A 20,865-nucleotide genomic window follows, 5' to 3' on the forward strand; every position below is an offset into this window, starting at 1 on the left:
CGAAGCCCGCCATCGGTTCAACCGCCGGCTGTCACGTTGCTGGCTGCTTCGCCTGCGCCGAGCGGCCAGCCTGGGGCGATGGTGAATCCGTCAGGCGACCCGGCGTACGCGCTGGCGCGGTCGCAGGAAGAGTACGAACGTCTCGGCCGGCAGGCAGCGTTCCTGCACGGCACCACAGCGCGGCTGCTGCGCGACGCCGGGCTGAGCGCCGGGATGCGGGTCCTCGACGTGGGCAGCGGGGCCGGTGACGTGGCCCTGCTCGTCGCCGGCATCGTGGGACCACGGGGCGAGGTCGTCGGGGTCGACGTCGACGGTGCGGCGCTGCGGACCGCTCAAGGCCGGACCGAGGCCCTCGGACTGAGCAACGTCCGGTTCGTCGAGGGCGACCTGGCCACCGCCGAGGCCGGGGACGGGTTCGACGCCGCCGTCGGCCGGCTGGTCCTCATGTACCGCGCCGATCCGGCCGCCTCACTGCGTACCGTGGCGAACCGGGTCCGATCCGGCGGTGTCATCGCGTTCCAGGAGCTCGACCTGGACCCCGCGATCACCGCGCGGTCGCTGCCGGAGGAGTCGCTGTGGAACGACACCGGCCGGCTTGTCACCGAGGCGTTCCGCCGGGCGGGGATGCAGGTGCGGATGGGCCGGCAGCTGTTCGGCGCATATGTGGCCGCGGGCCTGCCTGAGCCTGCGATGTGTGACGAGGCGCTGGTCGGCGGTGGGCCCGGCTTCGGTGGGTACGCCTGGCTGGCCGGAGTCGTCGGAGCCCTCGAGCCGCTCATGCACAAGCTCGGTCTCGACGTCCCCGGCGAGCTCGACACCCTCGCCGACCGGCTGCGCGACGACGCCGTCGGCAGCGGCGCGGTCGTCTGGACACCGTCGTTCGTCGGCGCTCACGCGACGAAGCCGTAGCGGTCCGCTGTCCGGCTACTGCCGCGTCCAGACGAAGCGGATGTCGGGTGCCCGCTCCTCGTTGAGGGACCCGTCGGTCGTCTCCGCCACGACGAAACCGTGGCGGAGGTAGAACCGCTGCGCCGCCGTGTTGGACGCGAACGTCCACAGCTGCAGGCCGGCCGGGCGGCGGGACTTCAAGGTCCGCCGCGGGTGGTCCCGGCCGCCGCAGGCCCGGCCGGGCGTGTCCGGTGCGTTGCGGGCACCGGACACGCCCGAGCGGTCAGCGGACGGGTCGCCGCGCGTCAGCGGCGCACACGTCAGCGCTGCAGTGTCAGCACGGCCGGCCGCCACGGCAGCAGGTTGTAGTCACCCCCGGCGCTGGGGTTCTTGCCCTGGTAGAGGAACTGGAGGTTGCAGGCATCGATGGTCTTGGTCTGGTCGGGGTTGGTCCGGACCAGGTCACCGTGGCTGATGTCGTTGGTCCAGGTCGCGCCGCTGTTGGCCTTGCCCGCGAACGGGTTGCTCTCGGTGGCGGCCTGCGGGGTCCACGAACCGCTCAGGCTGCTGGACGTGAAGGAGCGGAAGTAGCGCCCGTTGCTGCCGATCGCCTCGACGATCATCAGGTACTGGTTCTGGCCCTGGACCTTGTAGACCTCGACCGCCTCGAACAGGTTGTTGGTCGAGTCAGTCATGATCGTGGTGTACGACGAGCCGAAGCTGCCCGGGAAGTTCCCGATCGGCATGCTCTGCCGGTAGATCTTGCCGTTGTCACCGGCGAAGAACAGGTACATGTTCTGACCGTCACCGATGAGGGTCTGGTCGATCACACCGTACGGGGCGTCGGAAAGGGTGGCGGTGGACAGCGCCTGCGCCCCGGACCAGCCGTTGGGGTTGGTCGGGTCGCTGGAGGTCTTGTAGTTGAACGAGTTCGGACCCCACTGGTAGGCCAGCACCCAGATGTTCTTCGGCGCGAAGTAGAACAGCGTGGGCGCCACCGTGCCCTGGCTCATCCCGGTCTGGGTGGCCGAGGCCATGTCGGACCAGTTCGTGAAGGAGGTGAAGCTCATCGAGCCGTAACTTCCCGAACTGTTGACGTTCGACGCGTAGACCAGGTGCTTGCCGTTGTAGACGACGTTGGTGAAGTCCTTGAGCGAGACCCACCCGTTCTGCGGGTTCGCCAGCGAACCCGTCGACGACCAGCGGTACGTCGAGGGCAGCGCACAGCCGGTGCCCGGGGACTGCGACGGCGAGGACGGCGGCGGCGAGGTCGGGCCGGTGGTGCTGAAGTCGGTCCGCCACTGCTGGTTGGTCTGGCCGTGGCAGTCGTACAGCTGGATCTGCTGCCCGTTGCCCGTGCCCCACACGTCCAGGCACCGGCCGGACTGCACGCCGCTGATGGTGCCGTTGGTGTTGACGTTCCACTGCTGGTTCGTCTGCCCGTTGCAGTCCCAGATGATCACCGCGGTACCGTTCGCGGTGCCCCTGCCGTTCGCGTCGAGGCACTTGCCGCCGTACACGGTCAGCTGCTTGCCGGCGGTGTACGTCCACTGCTGGTTCGCCTGCCCGTTGCAGTCGTACAGCTGCACCCGGGTGCCGTTGGTCTGCGTCGCGTTGGGCACGTCGATGCACCGGCCCGACTGGACTCCGACGATCCGGCCGGCGCCACCGGGCGTGCCCGGTGAGGTGCTCGTGGACGGCGAGACGGTCGGCGAGACCGTCGGCGAGGTGGTCGGAGTGGCGGCGTTGAGGGCGTTGAGCACCGAGTTGTACGCGGCCTTCTTGTTGCCGCCGCCGTCGAAGAGCAGCGGGCTCTCCCCGGAGCGCCACGAGTCGCTGTCCCGCACGCCCCACACCGTGATCCCGATGCAGCGCGGCACGTTCATGCACGCCTGGGTCAGCCCGGCGTACTGCGACGTCGAGGAGTTGGTGACGTCGACCTCGGTCAGCGCCACGTCCACGCCCAGCGCTGCGAAGCTCGACAGCGTGGTCTGGAAGTTGCTCGGCAGCGAGCTGCCGCCGGTGAAGTGCGTCTGCAGGCCGACGCAGTCGATCGGCACGCCCCGGGACTTGAAGTCCTGGATCATGCGGTAGACGCCCTGCGTCTTGCCGTAGGACCAGTTCTCGATGTTGTAGTCGTTGTAGCAGAGCTTCACCGACGGGTCCGCGGCGCGAGCGGTGCGGAACGCCACCTCGATCCAGTCGTTGCCGGTGCCCTGCAGGTTGGAGCTGCGGCGGCTGCCGTCCTCGTTGAACGCCTCGTTGACCACGTCCCAGGCGGCGAGCTTGCCCCGGTAGTGGCCCATCACCCCGTTGATGTGATCGATCATCGCCTGGCGCAGCGTGGAGCCGGACAGGCTCTGCATCCACCCCGGCTGCTGGCCGTGCCAGGCCAGGGTGTGGCCGCGGACCTTCAGGCCGCGAGAAGTCGCCCAGTTGTAGATCTGGTCGCCGGAGTTGAAGTTGAACACGCCCCGCTGCGGCTCGGTCGCGTCGGGCTTCATCTCGTTCTCGGCGGTGATCATGTTGAACTCGCGCCCGGCGATCGTGCTGTACGTCGAGTCACCGAGCCGGCCCGCTGCGAGCGCGGTGCCGAAGTACCGGCCGGACTGCGCGGCCGCCGCACCCAGCGTGCTCGCCGCCGCGTCCGCCGACGGCATCATCACCGCGGCCGTGGCCATCGCCACGACACCGACCACGCCGGCGATCAGCGCTCTGACCCTGAACGATCTCTGCCGCCGGGTCCCGCCGCGATGGGCGGAGGGGCTTGTAGCCACCTTGACCTCCTTCTCCGGCCAGCGCCCGAGCCGTCTCGGCGGGACGACTGGACGTCCTGTCATGCGATTTGTCAGCACCGATGTTCACGTTGCGGAGATGACGGGCGGCGGCGTTCCTGCGGACCGCCGCCGCGCCGCGTGAGCGTTCACACCCGAGCCGAACGCGACCTTGGCATCAACGGGGTGGTCGATTCCATAGACCGGGCGGGAACGGTCACTCCTTGCATCGCGAGGTTGCCAGAGCATTTCAAAACATTCAAGAGGGTCCACGCTTGATTCGACGGCAACCCGCCCGGCACGGCGTTCAATGGTCGCGCCCTTGCAGGTCAGCACCTATTTCAAAGCACAGAAGGCCGACGCCGATCTCCGGATGCATTCTTGCAAATTTCGCGGACGACTCGGCATTCCCGGCGTTCATAACACTTTTACGAATGTCATTTTCCGCCCGGAAGATCGCGATCAATACCGGACCGAAGTTTCGAAAATGCGGTGGGTGACGGCGCATCGCACCGTATTATTTCGATAATTGCGTCGGCTGACATTCGCGTTTGCCGGCGCTCACCGTGCCCGTCAGCGGGCCAGGGTGTCGTGGAGGTAGCGGGACAGCGCCCGCGCGGCCGGTGACTGGTCGGTGCGCCGGGTCGTGGCGTAGATCTGCCGGGTCAGGCCGGTCGGGCGGCCGATCGGCAGGTACGTCACGCCGCGCTGCGGGGCGGCCGCGAGCTGCGGCACGAGCGCCACGCCGAAGCCGGCGCCGACCATGGACAGGACCATCGGGTAGCTGTGGACCCGGATGTCGATGCGGGGATCGAAGCCGGCCGCGCGGCACGCCATCTCGGTGGCGGCCTGGAAGCCGGTGTTGGTGAGCGCGGCGACCCAGGGCGCCGCGGCGAAGTCGGCGAGGTCGGCGGGCCCGGCTTCGGTGGGTGCCAGTTTCCGGGGCACGGCCAGCAGCATCGGCTCCCGGTACAACGGCCGCTGGTCGAGCCCGCGCAGGTCGGGCCGGGACAGCGGCGCGTACTCACGTTCACCGCCGTCACGGTCGTCGCCATGATCGCGCCCGGCCCGGACATGCTGTTCGTGCTCAGCTGCGGGATGCGCGGCGGGCCGAGGGCCGGGCTGCTGGCCACCGCGGGGCTGGCGACCAGCGCGGCGGTCCACGTGCTGGTCGCGGCGGCCGCGCTGACCGCGCTGTTCACCGCGGTGCCGGAGGCGTTCACGGTGCTGCGGATCGCCGGCGCGGCGTACCTGGCGTATCTCGGCATCCAGATGATCCGGCAGCGCGGCGACCTGATCGCCGAGGCGGAGCCGGCCGCGGTGTCCGGCCGCCGGGTCTACCTCAGCGGGTTCCTGACCAACCTGTCCAATCCGAAGATGATCGCGTTCTCGGTGGCTTTCCTGCCGCAGTTCGTCGACCCGGCGCTCGGCGCCGTCTGGGTGCAGTTCGCGGTGCTGGGGCTGATCCTGATCGTGCTCGAGTTCGTGGTGGACGGCGCGGTCGGGGTGTTCGCCGGCCGGATCGGCACGTGGCTGCGGCACCGCCGTACCCTGCGCCGCCGCATCGACACCGTCACCGGCGGCGTCCTCATCGCGCTGGGCCTGCGCCTGGCCGCCGAAGGGTAGAACCGCGGTGCGATCAGGTGGTCGCCCGATGCGGTACGGGCCTGCCGGTCCGCCACGGGACCACGGTACCGAACTGGACGAGTTCACCGTGGAACGCGGCCACGGTGTCTCCGGTGGTGCCGAGTGCCAGTTCGACCGGCCAGGCGGCGGCCTGGGTGGGCGTCTGCGCGGCACTCATGTCCTCGAACCAGGGCCGGGAGGCGGCGGTGTCGATGAGCCCTGGGCACAGCGCGGCGACGAGCGTCCTGTGCGCGAGGTCGGTCCGGCGGCGCGGCCGGGCGAAGGCGCGTACCGCGGCCACCTGTGCGACCTTCGACGGGATGTTGAGCCAGGCGCCGTAGCCCTCGTCGACCGCGCGACCGGCATGGACCGCGGCGCGCCACTCGGCGACGACGCCGTCCACGGCGTCGAGGGTGGCCTCGGCGGCGGCGGCGAACCGCGGCCGGACGTGCGGGTCGAGCTTGTCGAGGGTGCCGAGCGCACTGGCCACGACGATGAGCCGGCCGCCGGGCCGCAGGCGCGGGCCGAAGGCGCGAAGGACGCGGGTCGTGGCCAGGTTGTTGGTCTCGGCCACGGCGTCGACCTGGTCGACCGGCCGGTCGTCCCGGCCCATCCGGGCAGCGGCGTTGGAGAAGACGATGTCGACGCCGCCGAGGTCGGCGGCGAGCGCGTCGATGGCCGGCCCGTCACGGACATCCAGGACGCGCGGCTCGATCCGGGCGCCGTGCGGCACCGCGGCGGCGATGGCGGCCGCGGCCGCATGGACGGCGTCCGGCCGGCGACCGGTCAGCACGACACGGTCGGCCGTGCTCATGCCGGCGGCGAGCCCTTCGGCGAGGGCACGGCCCAGGCCTTGATTGGCGCCCGTGACGAGGGCGGTGCGGGAAGCAGTCACCAGCGCAGGTTAAGCAGGCCGTCGCGGGTCCGGCTAGCATTCCGGGACCGACAATCTGGCACAGCAGGTATGCGAGGAACGCATGTCCGGAGAGTTCACGCCGACGGGTCTGCGGGTGCTGCGGGAGGTGTCGCAGCACGGGTCGTTCACGGCGGCGGCCCGCGCGTTGGGCTACACCCAGTCGGCGGTGTCCCGCCAGGTGGCGGCGCTGGAGACGGCCGCCGGCGGGCCGTTGTTCGAGCGGCGCCGGGACGGCGTCGTCCTGACCACGAGCGGCACGAGGTTGCTGGCACGGGCGATCCGCATCCTCGACGAGTTGGACGCCGCCGTCCGGGAGCTGGCCGGTATCCCGGTGACCGCCGGCCCGGTGCGGGTGGGCGCGTTCCCCACGGCGATGGCGGGGCTGCTGCCGGGCGTGCTGTCGTCGCTTCCCCGGAGCCTGCTGGTGTCGGTGCGCGAGGGCAGCACCCCGACGCTGACCCGGTCACTGCGGGCCGGCACGCTCGACCTCGCGGTGCTCGCCCAGGCACCGCCGTTCCGGCCGCTGGACGCCGAGACGCCGGCGCTGCGCCTGATCACGCTCGCGGAACGGGAGCTGCTGCTGTGCGTCGGGCTGCGCCACCCGTTCGCCTCCCGCGACGCCGTGGAGGTCGACGAGCTGACGGGCCAGACCTGGGTCGCCGGGCGGTCGGACACCGGTGAAGCACTGCCCGGGGTCTGGCCGGGCCTGACCGAGCGGGCCGACGTCCGCTACCACGTCCGGGACTGGTGGGCCAAACTGCAGCTGGTGGCCACCGGACTGGCCATCACGACAATCCCGCCCGTGGCGCTGCACCTGCTCCCGGACGACGTCCGTGCCGTTGCCGTCCGAGGCGAGCCCCAGGAGACCCGCCGGCTGGTGCTCGGATTCCGTCCCGGGCCACCGACCGACGCCGCCCGCGTCGTCGCCGACGCCCTCCGGCAGGCAGCCTCCCGGTAGCTCGAAGGCTCAGGCCGGTGACCGGCCCATGACCTCGCGGCCCGGCGGCCGCCAGAACTCGGCGGGCAGCGCGGCGACCTCGACGCCGGAGCGTTCCAGGCTGGCGGCCCACGGCAGCATGCTCTGGAAGGTCGGTGCGCCGCCTTCGGCGAGCCGGCGGATCATCCCGACGTTGCGATCGACGCGGTCGAGGATGGCGGCGCGGATCGCGGTGCGGTCGCCGGTGTACCCGTATGCGTCCAGGAGCAGATGGAACCGGCGCCGCCGTTCGGCCGGGTCGTCGGTGAAGCCGGACGGCTCGGCGACCTCCGCGGTCAGCAGCGGCACCCAGCCGAGCGCCGAGAACGCCAGGTCACCCTCGCGCGTGGAAGGGCTGGCGGTGTCCCAGTCGACGAAGCCGACCAGGGTGCCGTCGTCCCAGACGGCGTTCCACGGCGCCGCGTCCAGGTGACTGATCAGCAGCCCCGGCTCCCACGCCCGGCCGGTGAACCAGACGGCGTCGCCGGGCGGGCGGTACGTCTCGGTCGCGTCGTGCAGCCGCCGCAGCCAGGCGCCGACCTGTCGCAGCGCGTCGTCGCCGCGCACCCAGTCCGGCCATCGCCCGATCTCCCCCATGGTCTGGCCGGGCAGGAACGTCAGGCGTTCGCGGCCTTCGTCGTCGAAGCCACGGGCGCGTGGCGCGCCCTCGAACCCGGCGTCCTCCAGGTGCCGCAGCACCGAGTGCACGGTCGCCGTCCACGGCTGGGCTGGGCGGCGGACCTCGTCGCCGACGCGTACCGCGCCGAAGCTGCGTCCGCCGGGCAGCCGTTCCTCGGTCATCCCCCGGTTCTACCGCGCGCAGCCGCCGACGACGACCGAATAAACGGCGGGTGGTGCCCCGGCGGCTCCCACACACACCGGGGCACCCGTCTGCGGCGGGCGTCAGTAGGACGGGGCGGTGACCGGCCACGTGACGGCGCCGACTGGGATGGTGGCGGTGAGCTTCTTCGTGTTAGCGCCAACATCACGCTCGACAACGGGTTCCGGTCGCCAGCATCAAGCATTCGCAGGCCAGGCAGTGACGCACTTGACAGCGTCGATGTGAGCGATAACATCCGAGGCATCGCTGGCGGACCGCCGCCCGTCAGCGACCACACCCGTGAGGTGATCTTTGAAACGTCATACCCTGCTGTCCGCCGCCGGCGCCTCCATCGCCGGAGCGACCCTGCTGCGCCCCGGCACCGCGTCCGCCGCCACGTACGCCGGCTACGTGATGGCGTACTTCACCGAATCCCCGTCGATGACGCCGCCAACTACGGCCTGCACCTGGCCGTCAGCGCCGACGGGCTCAACTGGACCCCGCTCAACCAGAACAACCCGGTCGCCACGCCCACCCTGGGCAGCAAGGGCCTGCGGGACCCGTTCGTCCTGCGCAAGCAGAACGGCGGGTTCGTTGTGCTCGCCACCGATCTCAACGGCACCGACTCGGCGGCCACCGGCGGGCACAACGTCCTGATGGTGAACTACACCAGCGACTTCGTGACCGCTTCGGCCCCGCAGACGTTCTTCGACCCCGGCTACGACGCCATCGACGGCGACTTCGTCAGCGTCAACGGGGTCAACTACATGTACTTCAAGAACAACACCCAAGGCACCCTGTACGGCGCCCGCTCCTCCACCCTCAACCCCAGCAGTTTCACCGTCCACACCGCGGGGATCCGGCCCGGCCGCGGCGTGGAGGCACCACAGATCACCAAGTCGAACACCGCGAACACCTGGTACATGTGGGGCGACACCTACAGCCCCAACGGCCGGTTCTTCTGCTGGCAGACCTCCGACATGGCGAGCGGCTCGTGGAGCCTGCTCAACGACCGTGCGTACACCCAGCCGCTGAACTCCAAACACCCGGGGATCGCCCCGATCACGGCGGCGGAGCTGTCGGCGCTCACCGCGAAGTGGCCGGCTCCGGCGTGGAACCGGTTGAAGTCGTACAACTTCCCCGACCGGTACGTCCGGCACGCGAACAACGTCGGGCGCATCGACGTGTACCCGTTCGACCCGTACCAGGACCAGCTGTGGACGCTGGTGCCGGGCCTGGCCGACGCCGCGGGGGTCTCGTTCCGCTCGGTGAACTTCCCGGACCGGTACCTGCGGCACGTCAACTACGCGATCCAGCTCGCGGTGAACGACGGCACGAGCACGTTCAAGGCCGGCGCGACCTTCACCAGGACCGCGGGTCTCGCCGACTCGTCGTGGGCCTCGTTCCGCTCGTACAACTTCCCGGACCGGTACCTGCGCCACGCCAACTACGTGCTGCGCATCGACCCGATCACCTCCGGTTCACCGGCCACGGACAAGCAGGACGCGACGTTCCGCGTCGGCTACTGACGCCGGTCCTCCCGCACAGAGAGGTCAGACATGACACTGCGACCGTCACCCCTGCGCCGTGCCACGCTCGCGGCCACGTTCACCGGCGCCGTCATCGCCGGTCTGCTGGTCGCCGCCACCGGCACCTCGCAGGCGGCCACCACCGGGCCCTGCGACATCTACGCGTCGGGCGGCACCCCGTGCGTCGCCGCGCACAGCACCACGCGGGCGCTCTACGGCACGTACAGCGGACCGCTGTACCAGGTCCGCCGCGCCTCGGACAACACCACCCGGGACATCGCGCCGGTCAGCGCGGGCAGCTACGCCAACGCCGCCACCCAGGACACCTTCTGCGCGAACACCACCTGCCTGATCACGATCATCTACGACCAGTCGGGCCGCAACAACCGGCTCACCCAGGCCCCGCCCGGCGGGTTCCGGGGCCCGGCGGCGAACGGCTACGACAATCTGGCCAACGCCACCGCGGCACCGATCACGATCGGCGGGCACAAGGCCTACGGTGTCTTCGTCGCGCCCGGCACCGGGTACCGCAACAACGCCACCAACGGCATCGCGGTCGGTGACCAGCCCGAGGGCATGTACGCCATCTTCGACGGCACCCACTACAACGGCGGCTGCTGCTTCGACTACGGCAACGCCGAGACCAACAGCCGCGACAACGGCAACGGCACGATGGAGGCCATCTACTTCGGCAACAACAAGGTCTGGGGCACCGGCGCCGGCAACGGCCCGTGGATCATGGCCGACCTCGAGAACGGCCTCTTCTCCGGCGTCAACCAGCACAACAACCCCGGCGACCCGACCATCAGCCACCGCTTCCTGACCGCCATCGTCAAGGGCGAGCCGAACCACTGGTCGATCCGCGGCGGCAACGCCCAGTCCGGCAGCCTCGGCACCTTCTACAACGGCGTCCGCCCGAACGTCGCCGGCTACAACCCGATGAAGAAGGAGGGCGCCATCATCCTCGGCATCGGCGGCGACAACAGCATCGGCGCCACCGGCACCTTCTACGAAGGCGTCATGACCTCGGGGTACCCCTCCGACGCGACCGAGAACTCCGTCCAGGCCAACATCGTGGCCGCCGGATACGGCACCTCCGGCTCCACCAGCGGCCCGGCCGTCGGCTCGAACGTCTCGCTGCGCGCCACCACCGCCTGCTGCACCACCCGCTACATCAGCCACGCCGCTGCCACCGTCACCACCCAGGTCGTCACCGCCTCCAGCTCCGCGACCGACAAGGCCAACGCGTCCTTCACGGTGCGCGCGGGCCTGTCCAACAGCGCCTGCATCTCCCTGGAGTCCCGCAACACCGCCGGCAGCTACCTGCGCCACCAGAACTACCGCGTGTACCTGCAAGCGAACGACGGCAGCTCGCTGTTCGCCGCCGACGCGACGTTCTGCCCGCAGACCGGCCGCAACGGCCAGGGCACCTCGTTCGCCTCGGCGAACTTCCCCGACCGCCTCATCCGCCACTACAGCAACAACGTGTACATCGCCAGCAACGGAGGCTCGAACGCCTGGGACGCCTCCGGCGCCTGGACCGACGACGTGAGCTGGGTCGTCGCCCCCGCCTGGGCCTGACACCGGCTTCCTAGGGTCCGGTCAGCGTGCCGCACGCTGACCGGACCGCTCAGGGCTCCGGTCGCACAACGGCCTGGGCTGGATGGCGTCCCGTTGGTCCAGCCACTTCAGCATCGCCTGGTTCGTTTCTTCTGGCTTTTCCTGCTGGATCCAATGACCGCAGTCCAGACTGACCACTTCCACATTGGGCACGAAGTCCGGCAGGCTTTCAGACCTCGCGACCGTGTCACGGTCGCCGTAGATCATGAGCGTGGGCTGTTGGATGATCGGGTCCACGTCCGCCAGCAGGCGCCAGTTGCGGTCGAGGTTTCTGTACCAGTTCACACCGCCCGTGAACCCTGAGGACTCGAAGGCGGAGACGAAAACGGCCAGTTCGCTGTCGCTCATCACGGGCTCGCCGAGCGGTGTCTCTGCCCTGGCGAGGTCGATCAACGCCATGCCCGGCTGAGGCTCTCTGGGCGGCACGTTCTTCCGGAACATGTTGCGAAGGAACTGCGCCGTGTGCTCGTCGAACACGGCGTCCGCGACGCCTGGCTGCCGGTTGAAGTGGACGAAATAGAAGTCGCCGCCGAACACATCGTCCATCCACTCGATCCACGGCCTTTCGCCGCGCTCGATGTAGGGCACGCTCAGGTTGATCACTCGATTGACACGGTCCGGGTGCAGCAGGGTCAGGCCCCAGACGACCATTGCACCCCAGTCATGACCGACGAAGGTGGCATCGTCGTATCCGTAGTGATCGAGCAGTGCGACGAGATCACCCGACAGGTGCTCGATGTCATAGTCCGTCACTTCGGTCGGGCGGGACGAGTTGCCGTAGCCCCGCTGGTTCGGGACGATGACGTGGTAGCCCGCTGCGGCAAGGGCGGGCACCTGGTGGCGCCAGGAAAAGGCGTGCTCCGGCCAGCCGTGGCACAGCACGATGGGCCTTCCTGCATGCTGCCGGCCCGCCTCGAAGACCTCGAGCTCCACACCGTTGACTGCAACGCGGGTGGGCTCGGGAAAGGCGGGACTCGTTGGTGAGGTCATGTCGTCATCGTGCCGACCGAAAGCGGTCACCCCATGACCGCTTTCCGGTGCAGAGTTGTCGGGGTGCGAGCTGACCGGTTGGTAGCCATCCTCCTCCTGCTGCAACAGCGCGAGCAGGTGACAGCGACAGAGGTCGCCCGGGAGCTGGAGGTCTCCGAGCGCACCGCCCGCCGCGACCTCGACGCGCTGGCCATGGCCGGGGTGCCCGTGTACTCGATGCAGGGCCGGGGCGGCGGCTGGCGCCTGGTGGGTGGCGCCCGCACCGACCTGTCCGGGTTGACCGCGAGTGAGGCCCGCGCCCTGTTCCTGGTCGCCGGCCAGGCCTCCGCTGCGACGCCGGCCGTGAAAGCGGCGCTGCGCAAGCTCGTCCGTGCGCTGCCGGAGCCGTTCCGGGTGCAGGCCGAGGCGGCAGCGTCGTCGTTGGTCATGGACCCGCAGCGGTGGGGGTCGAGTCAGGTCGAGCACCGGCCGGCTCGGTTCCTCGACGAACTCCAGGACGCGGTGATCCGCGGCGTCCAGGTGCGGCTCGGCTACGTCGACCGCGAGGGCGCCGAAACCGAGAGGACCGTCCACCCGCTGGGCATCGTCGCCAAAGGCCCGTCGTGGTACCTCGTCTGCAACACCGGGGCCGGCCGGCGGACCTTCCGGATCGACCGCGTGTCGTCCGTCGCCCCGACCGGCGATCCCGTGCACCGGCCCGTGGACTTCGACCTCGCCGAGAGCTGGCGCGAGATCGCCGACGAGGTCGACCGCAGGCGAACGCCCCTCGAGATCCAGGCGGTCTGCACGCCCCAAGGGATAAGCAAGCTCCGGATGATCCTCGGCGATCGGCTCGAGGTCGGAGGTTCCACGACCGACGGCCGCATCGAGGTCGTGATCCGCGGCTACAACGAGTACGCGCTCGCCGGCGAGCTTGCCGGGCTGATCGAATGGCTCGAGGTGACCGGCCCTCCGGGTGTGCGGGACCACCTGGCCTCGATCGGCGCCGCGCTCGTCGAACGATACGGCTGAGCCCGCTGTGAGCGAGCGAATCCGCGTGGCACGGCCGGGTCAGGCGGCGGTGAACAGGCCGCGGTGGCGTTCCGCTGCTTCCAGGCGGCACCAGACCGGGATCTCCTCGACCGGGGCCGGGACCTCCACCTCGCGGGCGCCGTCGAGCACCTCGTGGGTCCGCAGGTCCATCCAGCGTCCGGGCGGCAGGTACGCCGACCGGGTCGTCGCGCCCTCCGCGACCACCGGGGCGACCAGCAGGTCGTCGCCGAGCAGGTAGTCGTACGGGTGCTGCCACGCGCGGGGGTCGTCCGGTGCGACCAGGCACACCGAGCGCAGCAGCGGCCAGCCGGTGTCGATCGTGCGGGCCGCCGAGGACGCGAGGTACGGCACCAGCCGTTCGCGCAGGTGCGCGTACCGGCGGAACACCGGCAGGACCCGGGGGTCGCCGGTCTCCGTGGCGATGTTCCACGGGGTGCGGTCGCGGGACGGGGTGCGGTGGTGGTTGTACTCGGAGTGGTACTGCATGATCGGCAGGAGCGCGGACATGGCCGTGGCCCGCAGGTACAGTTCGGCGGAGGGGACGGGTCCCGAGAATCCGGCCAGGTCCCAGCCCCAGTAGACGATCCCGCACGCCGCCGCGGTGAGGCCGGCCAGCAGCGAGGACCGCATCGCCTCCCAGGTGGAGTCCTCGTCGCCGGCCCAGAACAGCCCGTGCGCCTGTGAGCCGGTGAAGCCGGCCCGGCTGAACGTGACCGGTGCCTTGCCGCACGAGCGCAGCAGGGATCCGTACGACGCGGCGTAGTGCACGGGGAAGCGGTTGTTGCCGGTGGCGCCGGCCGAGCCGTCGGCGTAGCGCAGGTCGTGGCCCCAGGCGTGTTCGCCGCCGTCGGTCTTGAACCCGTCGACCCCGACGTCTTCGACGAGGTACCGCCGCTTGGCCAGCCACCAGTCGCGCGCCTCGGGGTTCGTGAGATCGGGCATGAGGGCCGTGGGGAACCACCAGCCGCGGTTGCGGTACGGCCTGCCGTCGCCCTCGCGCACCCCGTAGCCGCGGGCGACCATGATGGCGGCGTCGGCGGCGCTCTGGCCGGTCGGGTGGGGGCGCATCTTCTGCAGCGGGATCTGCCACAGCACGACCTTGACGCCGTCGGCGTGCAGGTCGTCGACCATGCCCTTCGGGTCGGGCCAGGCGCCGTCCGGCGGGAAGGCGAAGTCGGCCAGGCGGTGCGGGCGGCCGTCGTCGTGGACCTGGTACCGCGCGTCACGGAACGCCACGAAGGTCGACTCGTCGCTCCACGCCTCGACGACCACGACCCCGACCGGGATGTCGTGCTTACGGTGCAGCGCCATCTCGGTGGCGACCCGCTCCTGGGTGTTCCACTCGTTGCCGCTGGCCCACAGCCGGAACACCCAGTCCGGCATGGGTTCGGGCCGGCCGACCTCGCCGAGCCACCGGTCGAGGACCTCGCCGGGAGAGCCGTCGTAGAAGCGCACGTCGAGGTGTCCCCCGGTGACGTCCGCCTCGATCCACAGCAGGTCGCCGACGTCGTACCAGGTCCGCTCGGCGGTGTCGACGTGGAACGCCCAGCCGTCGCCGCCGAGGACGTGCGCGAACGGCATCGGCAGGTAGGTGCGCCCGGCCGGGCCCTGCCCCTTGTACTGCTCGAACACGGTCGCGTCGAGGGTGTGCCCGCGCTGGTCGAGCCGGTCGAAGCGCTCCCCGAACCCCATGACGTGCTCGCCGGCGGTGAGGCGCAGCGCGAACCGTACCCGGTGGACCTGGTCGGGGTCCGCGAGCCAGGACGTGGTGCCGGGCTCGAGGCGGCTCGTTCCGTGGGTGGTGAGGGTGCCGCCGGTCGGCGACCAGGCCACCGCCTGGACGTCGAACCAGCGGGTGCGGCGGGTGCAGGTGCCGTCGGTGGCGACGAACCGGTACCGGACCGGGCGGCCGGCGGGTAGCGGCGGGCTGTCGGCGGCCCAGCGGACGCTGCGCCCCCGCTGCCCGGCCGCTGCCGTGGCGAGGTGCCCCTCGGCCCCGGCGGTCGGCCCGGTCGCGGCGCCCTCGCGGCGCAGGTCGAAGGCGCCGCCGTCCCACTCGCAGCGCACGGCGGTGACGGACGCGGCGGCCGCGACGCCGAGGTTCACCGGCTCGCCCGCGAGGGGACGCACCGGCAGGCGCTGGTCGATGGACGGCTGGTACGCGTGGCCGGAGCCGAAGGGCCGGTGCCGGATCACAGCGTCACCCCCAGTTCTGCGGCGAGGGACAGGTAGGCGGCGTGCGACCACAGCAGCGGGGTCGCGACCGGACCCCACCGTTGCAGCCACTCCTGGCGGTGCTGCGGGTGCAGCAGCCGGTCGCTGACCTGCTCCGGCAGGTCGCCGTCGGCCGCGGCGGTGCCGGCGATCCAGGCGAGCTGGCGGTGGGCGTCGCCGGGGCGGTCGAGCCGGAGGTACGCCTGGCCGAGCAGGCCGGCGAGGACCGGCCACCGCCCGCCGCCGTAGAACACGTCGGCCCGGAACCGGTGCACGCCACCGTCGTCGAGCAGGTCGCGTTCCACGGCGGTGACCGTGCGCCGCGCCGTGGCGTCGTCCACGATGCGGAACGGGGCGACGGCGGCCAGCAGCGCGCCGTCGACGGCGTCGGAGCCGAGCCACTTGCGCAGCCGCCCGTCCACGCTGCCGTCCGCGGCGATGACCGCGGCGATCGCGTCGGCGGTGGACGATGCGGTACCGGCGTCGCCGTCGGCGAGCAGGCCGGTGCGCAGCGCCGCGCGCAGCCCTGCCTCGAGCGATGCGAGCGTGGCGACGTGGACCTGCTCGGCGTGCTCCTCCCACCAGTCGTAGCAGGGCAGCCGCCAGGCGGCGCAGAGGTAGCGCACGGTGAGCGTGACCGCCGCTGCGAACGTGTGGTCGGTGCTGCCGTCGAGGTGCCGCTGCAACGCCCACAGCCAGGTGCCGTAGCCGTCGAGCTGGAAGTCCCACCAGGACTCGGACCCGTCGGCGCCGTCGAGCGTGTAGCGGGTGGGCAGGAAACGCGCCTGGTCGATCTCCTCGCCGGCGGTGAGGGCCGCGACGACGGCCTCGATCCGCTCCGCGCGGTCGGTCAGCACCCGGGCCGTCCACTCGTGGAAGGCCCGGGCCCCGTCGGTGATGCCGTGCGCCCGCATGCTCTCGGCGACGAACGCGCCGTCGCGCAGCCACGCGTAGCCGTACACCGCGAAGTTCGAACAGGCGGGGTAGGCGCCGCTCGGCGCCTGCTCGCGGGTGATCACCTTGATGCTGTGCTCGACCAGGTCGCGCATCTGCTGTTCCTTACGTTGCTGGGTTCGTCGTGACGCCGGGCTAAAGCAGTGCGGTGACCTGCTTGGCCGCGTCGTCGAGGATCTTCTGCGGGTCCTCGCCGCCGGCCGCCTTGGTCAGGGCGTTGTTGACGATGTCCTGCATCTGCTGTTCCTTGGCGATGACCGGCAGCAGGGACTGCTTGCCCAGCGCGTCCATGACGGCCTTGCGGTTCGCCGGCGGTGTCTTGCTCAGGTAGCCGGACAGCTTCGAGGCGTCGGCGAGCGGCGGCAGCTCCCACGACGAGTTGATCCGCGCGGTCACGGTCTGCTCGGAGGTGGTGAGGTAGTTCAGCCAGCGGAACGCGGCGTCCTTGTGGCTGCTGGCCGCCGACACCGCCACGCCGTTCTGGAACACGGCGCTGGCCTTCTGCGCGTCGCCGGGCTCGACGACGACGTCCCAGCCGAACGGCACGTCCTTGAGCGTGTCGAACTGCCAGTTGCCGTTGTGCCACATCGCGAGCTTGCCGGACTTGAACAGGTTGGTGTCGAAGTCGGGGGTGTTGCCGATCTCGGTCACCGTCGGCATCGTGGTGCCGGACTTGCCGATGAGCCATTTCGCCGCGGCGACGCCCTGCGGGCTGTTGAACGTGGCGGACTTGCCGTCGGGGCTGAGGAACGTGCCGCCGGCCTGGTTCACCGCCTTGTAGAACTCGTAGAAGCTGACCGGCTGGAAGTCGCCGTAGACGCCCTTGGCCTTGTTGGTGAGCTTCTGCGCGGCGGCTGCCTCGTCCGCCCATTTCCAGTCGGCCGTGGGGTAGGCCACGCCGGCGGCGTCGAACAGCGCCTTGTTGTAGATGAGCACGACGGTCGAGAAGGACTCGGGCAGCGCGTACTGCTTGCCGCCGTGCTTGAACGCGTCCAGCGCGGCCGGCGAGAGCACCGACGCCTGCCAGTTCTTGTCGTTGGCGGCCGGGCCGGCGAGATCGGCGAGGGAGCCGGCCTGGGCGTAGGTGACGAAGTTCTGGTAGTCCAGCTCGAAGGCGTCGGCGACGGTGCCGCCGGCGATCGAGGTCTGCAACTGGGTGAAGTAGTCCTTGTACGGCGCGGTCTGCACGGAGATCTTGACGTCGGGGTTGGCCTTCTCGAACGCGGCGACGATGCCGTTGAGGTCGTCCAGGTGGTCGGGCGCGGCGGAGAACGTCAGGTAGCGCACGGTGGTGACGCCACCCTCGGAGGTGTCCTTGGTGGCGGAGCCCTTGGAGCATCCGGCCAGGACGAGCGCGGCGACGGTGATCAGAGCGGCGGCGGCCCGGTGTAACCGGAGCCGGGGACGAGCGGACATGGTGGGCCTCACAATCGGGGGTGTCTGGTTACTTGAGACCGGCCTGGGCGACGCTCTGCACGATGTGCTTCTGCGCCACCGCGTACAGGGCGAGGATGGGAACGATGCTGACCACCGAACCGGCCATGATGGCGTTCCACTGGACGGTGTACTCGCCGCTGAGGCTGGCCAGGCCCAGCGGCAGGGTCATGAACTCGCGGGAGCGGATGACCACCAGCGGCCACAGGAACGCGTTCCAGCTGGACATGAACGCGAACAGGCCGTAGGTCACCAGGGCGGGGCGGATCAGCGGGAGCGTGATCCGCAGGAAGATGCGGATGTGCCCGGCGCCGTCGACGAACGCCGCCTCGTCGAGCTCCTTCGGCAGCACGGCGACGGACTGGCGCAGCAGGAAGACGCCGAACGCGGACGCGATCGTCGGCACGATGAGCGAGGCGTAGGTGTCGATCAGGTCGAACGCGCGCATCTCGATGAACAGCGGCACGACGAGCACCTGCATGGGGATCATCAGCGTCGCGAGGTACGCGACGAAGACGGCGTTCTTACCGGGGAAGTCGAGCCGCGCGAAGGCGTAGGCCGCCGTGGAGCTGGTGATGAGCAGCAGCGCGGTGGAGACCAGGGCCAGCACGAGGCTGTTGACCGTGATCCGCCAGAACGGCAGGACCTCGAAGAGGGTGCGGTACCCGTCGAGGCCGGCCTTCTCGGGGATCAGGCGGGGCGTGGTGAGCACGTCACCGCCGGCGGTGATCGAGGTGACGAAGGTCCAGACGAACGGGAAGATCATGAGCAGCGCGCCGACGGCGAGCACCGCGATGAGCAGCCGCCTAGACATAGGTCACCCACCGGCGCTGCAGGCGCTGCTGGACCACGGTGACCAGCAGGATCAGCGCGAACAGCAGCAGGCTCAGGGCCGACGCGCCACCGGCGTCGCCGTAGCGGAACGTCAGGTCGTAGATCTCCTGGACCAGCGGCCGGGACGCGCCGGCGGGCCCGCCGCCGGTCATGACGTAGATCTGGTCGAAGACCTGGAATCCGCTGATCAGTGAGATCACCACCACGAAGTAGCTGGACGGGGTCAGCAGCGGGAACGTGACCCGCCAGAAGCTCTGCCACGCCGACGCGCCGTCGAGGCGGGCGGCCTCGAGGTACTCCTCCGGGATGCTCTGCAGACCGGCCAGCAGGATCACCATGACGAACCCGGCGTCCTTCCAGACCGACGCGACGACCGCGGACGGGATGGCCCATCCTGACGACGCCCACCACCCCGGGCCCGCGATGCCGACCGACTCCAGGGCGTGGTTGACCAGACCGTTGGCGGGGTTGAGCAGCCACTTCCAGGTCAGGGCGACGACCACCCAGCTGGTGACGACCGGCAGGAAGTACATCGAGCGCAGCAGGCTCCGCCCGGGGAACCGCCGGTTGAGTCCGACGGCGAGCGCCAGGCCCAGCAGGTAGACCAGCGGCAGGTACAGCGCCAGGAAGTACAGCGTGTGCAGCAGCGCGTCGCGGGTCTCCGCATCGGCGAGCAGGCGGGTGAAGTTGTCCAGGCCCGTCCACCGCATCGGCGACTGCAGGTTCCAGGTGTGCAGGCTGATCCAGGCCGCGCCGAGCATCGGCGCGATCGTGAACAGCAGCAGCGGCACGGCACTGGGCAGCAGGAACAGCGCGACGATGCCGGCCTTGCGCACACCGCGCGGGCCGACCATCACTCCACCGTCCCGTCGGCGCCCTCGACGCTGCCGTGCAGGCGGGCGACGACCAGGTTCGCCTGCTCGCCGCCGAACCCGTCGAGGTCGAACGGCGCGGCGAGCACCAGCGCCGCCGCGCCCTGCGCCCAGCTGCTGTCGTCCCAGGTGTGCAGGACCACGGCGATGCCGTCGCCGCCGCGGACCTGGCGGCGGGCGAACTCGGCGCGGAACGCGGCGTCCCAGTGGATCCAGTGCGCCACGCCCTCACCGGAGATGACGATCCGGTCCGGGTCGAACATGTTCGCGGCGCCGGCGACCGCCCGGCCGAGCAGCCGCCCGGCGTCGGCGAAGATCTCGGCGGCGGGCCGGTCGCCGCGATCGGCGGCCGTGACGAGCGCGGCGAACCCCTGCCGCGGACCGATCACGCCGCGCTCGCGGGCGATGCGCTCCAGTGCCGGCTCGCCGAGCCACGCCTCCAGGCAGCCGTGCCGCCCGCACTGACACGGCGGGCCCTGCTCGTCCATCGGCACGTGCCCGAACTCGCCCGCGCCGCCCCTGCCGCCCCGGTACACCGAGCGGTCGGCGACGATGCCCATCCCGATACCGCGGCCGATGGTCAGCACGAGGAAGTCGTCGGCTTCACGGCCGTGGCCGTAGAGCACCTCGGCGACGGCGAGGGCGTTGACGTCGTTCTCGACCACGACGGGCAACCCGAGCACACCCCGCAGGTGCCGGCCGACCGGCAGCCGGCGCCACTGCAGGACGTCGGCGTCGACGGTGCCCTTGTCCGGGCGGGCCACGACGCCGGGCACCGCCACCCCGACGCCCAGCAGCTTCGGCAGGCCGGGGTCGCTGTGCGTGTGGGTTGCCAGCTCGGCGGCCAGCCTGGGCAGCGCGTCGGGGGCCATCGCGTCGAACGCCAGCGTGGTGCTGCTGAGCATCTGCCCGTCGAGGCGGACGTTGACGATCGCGAGGTGGTCGGCCGCGACCTTGACCCCGAGCGCCCGGCCGGCCCCGCCGACGAGGCCGATGAGCGATCCGGGCCGCCCGCCGCTGGACGGCGCCTGCGCGACCTCCTCGACCATCCGCTGCTCCAGCAGCCGCCGCATGATCTGCGACACGGCAGTGGGGCTGAGCCCGAGCTCACGCGCGATGTCCGCGCGCGACGTCGGCCCGCGGCTCCCCAGGAGCGCGAGCACCGCCGACCGGGAGAGATCCCGGCCCGCCCCATGCTTCGCCAACGGCACTTCGTCCACCTACTTCATTAAGTTGCGATACAAAGTCCCACGCCGGACCGCCAAGGTCAAGGGCACGTTTCGGTAACCGCCGGGCCGGTCGCCGCCGCAGGACCCGGGCACCGGCGCACCGCGTGTCCGTCAGTTCCCAGCAGCACGCGGAAACCGTCGGAGCAGTGGAAGGAGC

19 protein-coding genes are annotated in these 20,865 nt (G+C 70.8%); 6 read left to right on the top strand and 13 right to left on the bottom strand.

Annotated features, from left to right (window positions below; translation table 11 throughout):
• Nucleotides 1-78 precede the first annotated feature (78 nt).
• Entirely contained in the window at nt 79-909 is an 831-nt protein-coding gene (locus tag OHA72_RS44335; RefSeq protein WP_327002106.1) for a class I SAM-dependent methyltransferase, read from the top strand.
• 15 nt (nt 910-924) lie between these two features.
• On the opposite strand, the gene OHA72_RS44340 is transcribed toward OHA72_RS44335, so the two are convergent.
• From OHA72_RS44340 to OHA72_RS44355, 4 genes are all read right to left on the bottom strand, one after another.
• Nucleotides 925-1,161 (bottom strand): N-acetyltransferase, encoded by a 237-nt coding sequence (locus tag OHA72_RS44340; protein WP_327002107.1) that lies wholly within the window; start codon nt 1,159-1,161, stop codon nt 925-927.
• Nucleotides 1,162-1,208: 47 nt separating this feature from the next.
• Nucleotides 1,209-3,665 (bottom strand): non-reducing end alpha-L-arabinofuranosidase family hydrolase, encoded by a 2,457-nt coding sequence (locus OHA72_RS44345; RefSeq protein WP_327002108.1) that lies wholly within the window; start codon nt 3,663-3,665, stop codon nt 1,209-1,211.
• A gap of 304 nt (nt 3,666-3,969) precedes the next feature.
• Nucleotides 3,970-4,170 (bottom strand): hypothetical protein, encoded by a 201-nt coding sequence (locus tag OHA72_RS44350; RefSeq protein WP_327002109.1) that lies wholly within the window; start codon nt 4,168-4,170, stop codon nt 3,970-3,972.
• 65 nt (nt 4,171-4,235) lie between these two features.
• Nucleotides 4,236-4,610: a LysR substrate-binding domain-containing protein gene (locus tag OHA72_RS44355; RefSeq protein WP_327002110.1), complete on the bottom strand. Its 375-nt coding sequence runs from the start codon at nt 4,608-4,610 to the stop codon at nt 4,236-4,238.
• A gap of 105 nt (nt 4,611-4,715) precedes the next feature.
• On the opposite strand from OHA72_RS44355, the gene OHA72_RS44360 reads away from it, so the two are divergent.
• Entirely contained in the window at nt 4,716-5,288 is a 573-nt protein-coding gene (locus OHA72_RS44360) for a LysE family translocator (RefSeq protein ID WP_327002111.1), read from the top strand.
• A gap of 13 nt (nt 5,289-5,301) precedes the next feature.
• On the opposite strand, the gene OHA72_RS44365 is transcribed toward OHA72_RS44360, so the two are convergent.
• Nucleotides 5,302-6,183, bottom strand: a complete 882-nt coding sequence (locus OHA72_RS44365) for an SDR family NAD(P)-dependent oxidoreductase (protein ID WP_327002112.1) — start codon at nt 6,181-6,183, stop codon at nt 5,302-5,304.
• Nucleotides 6,184-6,265: 82 nt separating this feature from the next.
• Here OHA72_RS44365 and OHA72_RS44370 point away from each other — a divergent pair, with 82 nt between their 5' ends.
• Nucleotides 6,266-7,162 (top strand): LysR family transcriptional regulator, encoded by an 897-nt coding sequence (locus OHA72_RS44370; RefSeq protein ID WP_327002113.1) that lies wholly within the window; start codon nt 6,266-6,268, stop codon nt 7,160-7,162.
• 9 nt (nt 7,163-7,171) lie between these two features.
• Here the strand turns inward: OHA72_RS44370 and OHA72_RS44375 are convergent, their stop codons facing one another.
• On the bottom strand, nt 7,172-7,981 hold the full coding sequence (locus OHA72_RS44375) for a phosphotransferase (protein ID WP_327002114.1): 810 nt from the start codon (nt 7,979-7,981) through the stop codon (nt 7,172-7,174).
• A 324-nt stretch (nt 7,982-8,305) separates the two neighbouring features.
• On the opposite strand from OHA72_RS44375, the gene OHA72_RS44380 reads away from it, so the two are divergent.
• Both OHA72_RS44380 and OHA72_RS44385 read left to right on the top strand, forming a co-directional pair.
• Nucleotides 8,306-9,529: a glycoside hydrolase family 43 protein gene (locus OHA72_RS44380; protein WP_327002115.1), complete on the top strand. Its 1,224-nt coding sequence runs from the start codon at nt 8,306-8,308 to the stop codon at nt 9,527-9,529.
• A 30-nt stretch (nt 9,530-9,559) separates the two neighbouring features.
• Nucleotides 9,560-11,110 (top strand): alpha-L-arabinofuranosidase B, encoded by a 1,551-nt coding sequence (locus tag OHA72_RS44385; RefSeq protein WP_327002116.1) that lies wholly within the window; start codon nt 9,560-9,562, stop codon nt 11,108-11,110.
• A 21-nt stretch (nt 11,111-11,131) separates the two neighbouring features.
• Here the strand turns inward: OHA72_RS44385 and OHA72_RS44390 are convergent, their stop codons facing one another.
• Nucleotides 11,132-12,244 carry an alpha/beta fold hydrolase gene (locus OHA72_RS44390; RefSeq protein WP_327002117.1) on the bottom strand — a complete coding sequence of 371 codons (1,113 nt, stop codon included), beginning with the start codon at nt 12,242-12,244 and terminating at the stop codon, nt 11,132-11,134.
• A gap of 12 nt (nt 12,245-12,256) precedes the next feature.
• Between OHA72_RS44390 and OHA72_RS44395 the strand changes: the two genes are divergently transcribed.
• Nucleotides 12,257-13,150, top strand: coding sequence for a helix-turn-helix transcriptional regulator (locus OHA72_RS44395; RefSeq protein ID WP_327002118.1), 894 nt, complete (start codon nt 12,257-12,259; stop codon nt 13,148-13,150).
• Between the two features lie 39 nt (nt 13,151-13,189).
• Here the strand turns inward: OHA72_RS44395 and OHA72_RS44400 are convergent, their stop codons facing one another.
• Genes OHA72_RS44400 through OHA72_RS44425 form a run of 6 tightly spaced genes read right to left on the bottom strand, consistent with a single transcriptional unit; the run spans nt 13,190 to nt 20,684 of the window.
• The gene (locus OHA72_RS44400; RefSeq protein WP_327002119.1) at nt 13,190-15,367 is read right to left on the bottom strand and encodes a glycoside hydrolase family 31 protein; all 2,178 of its coding nucleotides are present in this window, start codon (nt 15,365-15,367) and stop codon (nt 13,190-13,192) included.
• Nucleotides 15,364-16,434, bottom strand: coding sequence for a glycoside hydrolase family 15 protein (locus tag OHA72_RS44405; protein ID WP_327002120.1), 1,071 nt, complete (start codon nt 16,432-16,434; stop codon nt 15,364-15,366). Before OHA72_RS44405 ends, OHA72_RS44400 begins: the two co-directional genes overlap by 4 nt.
• A 40-nt stretch (nt 16,435-16,474) precedes the next feature.
• A complete protein-coding gene (locus OHA72_RS44410) occupies nt 16,475-17,755 on the bottom strand; it encodes an ABC transporter substrate-binding protein (RefSeq protein ID WP_327002121.1) in 1,281 nt (426 codons plus the stop codon).
• A 28-nt stretch (nt 17,756-17,783) separates the two neighbouring features.
• Entirely contained in the window at nt 17,784-18,587 is an 804-nt protein-coding gene (locus tag OHA72_RS44415) for a carbohydrate ABC transporter permease (RefSeq protein ID WP_327002122.1), read from the bottom strand.
• Complete coding sequence (locus tag OHA72_RS44420; RefSeq protein WP_327002123.1) at nt 18,580-19,461, bottom strand: carbohydrate ABC transporter permease; 882 nt, start codon at nt 19,459-19,461, stop codon at nt 18,580-18,582. The genes OHA72_RS44415 and OHA72_RS44420 overlap by 8 nt, the downstream gene beginning before the upstream one ends.
• The gene (locus tag OHA72_RS44425; protein ID WP_327002124.1) at nt 19,461-20,684 is read right to left on the bottom strand and encodes an ROK family protein; all 1,224 of its coding nucleotides are present in this window, start codon (nt 20,682-20,684) and stop codon (nt 19,461-19,463) included. Before OHA72_RS44425 ends, OHA72_RS44420 begins: the two co-directional genes overlap by 1 nt.
• Nucleotides 20,685-20,865: the final 181 nt, after the last annotated feature.

It is taken from the genome of Dactylosporangium sp. NBC_01737 (assembly GCF_035963215.1).
Lineage (GTDB): Bacteria > Actinomycetota > Actinomycetes > Mycobacteriales > Micromonosporaceae > Dactylosporangium.

What these genes read in the sequence shown, in the direction of transcription:
- OHA72_RS44335 (WP_327002106.1), top strand. Translation starts at nt 79, where the DNA reads ATGGTGAATCCGTCAGGCGACCCGGCGTACGCGCTGGCGCGGTCGCAG.
- OHA72_RS44350 (WP_327002109.1), bottom strand. Translation starts at nt 4,170, where the DNA reads ATGCGCCGTCACCCACCGCATTTTCGAAACTTCGGTCCGGTATTGATC.
- OHA72_RS44360 (WP_327002111.1), top strand. Translation starts at nt 4,716, where the DNA reads ATGATCGCGCCCGGCCCGGACATGCTGTTCGTGCTCAGCTGCGGGATG.
- OHA72_RS44370 (WP_327002113.1), top strand. Translation starts at nt 6,266, where the DNA reads ATGTCCGGAGAGTTCACGCCGACGGGTCTGCGGGTGCTGCGGGAGGTG.
- OHA72_RS44375 (WP_327002114.1), bottom strand. Translation starts at nt 7,981, where the DNA reads ATGACCGAGGAACGGCTGCCCGGCGGACGCAGCTTCGGCGCGGTACGC.
- OHA72_RS44385 (WP_327002116.1), top strand. Translation starts at nt 9,560, where the DNA reads ATGACACTGCGACCGTCACCCCTGCGCCGTGCCACGCTCGCGGCCACG.
- OHA72_RS44405 (WP_327002120.1), bottom strand. Translation starts at nt 16,434, where the DNA reads ATGCGCGACCTGGTCGAGCACAGCATCAAGGTGATCACCCGCGAGCAG.
- OHA72_RS44410 (WP_327002121.1), bottom strand. Translation starts at nt 17,755, where the DNA reads ATGTCCGCTCGTCCCCGGCTCCGGTTACACCGGGCCGCCGCCGCTCTG.
- OHA72_RS44415 (WP_327002122.1), bottom strand. Translation starts at nt 18,587, where the DNA reads ATGTCTAGGCGGCTGCTCATCGCGGTGCTCGCCGTCGGCGCGCTGCTC.
- OHA72_RS44420 (WP_327002123.1), bottom strand. Translation starts at nt 19,461, where the DNA reads ATGGTCGGCCCGCGCGGTGTGCGCAAGGCCGGCATCGTCGCGCTGTTC.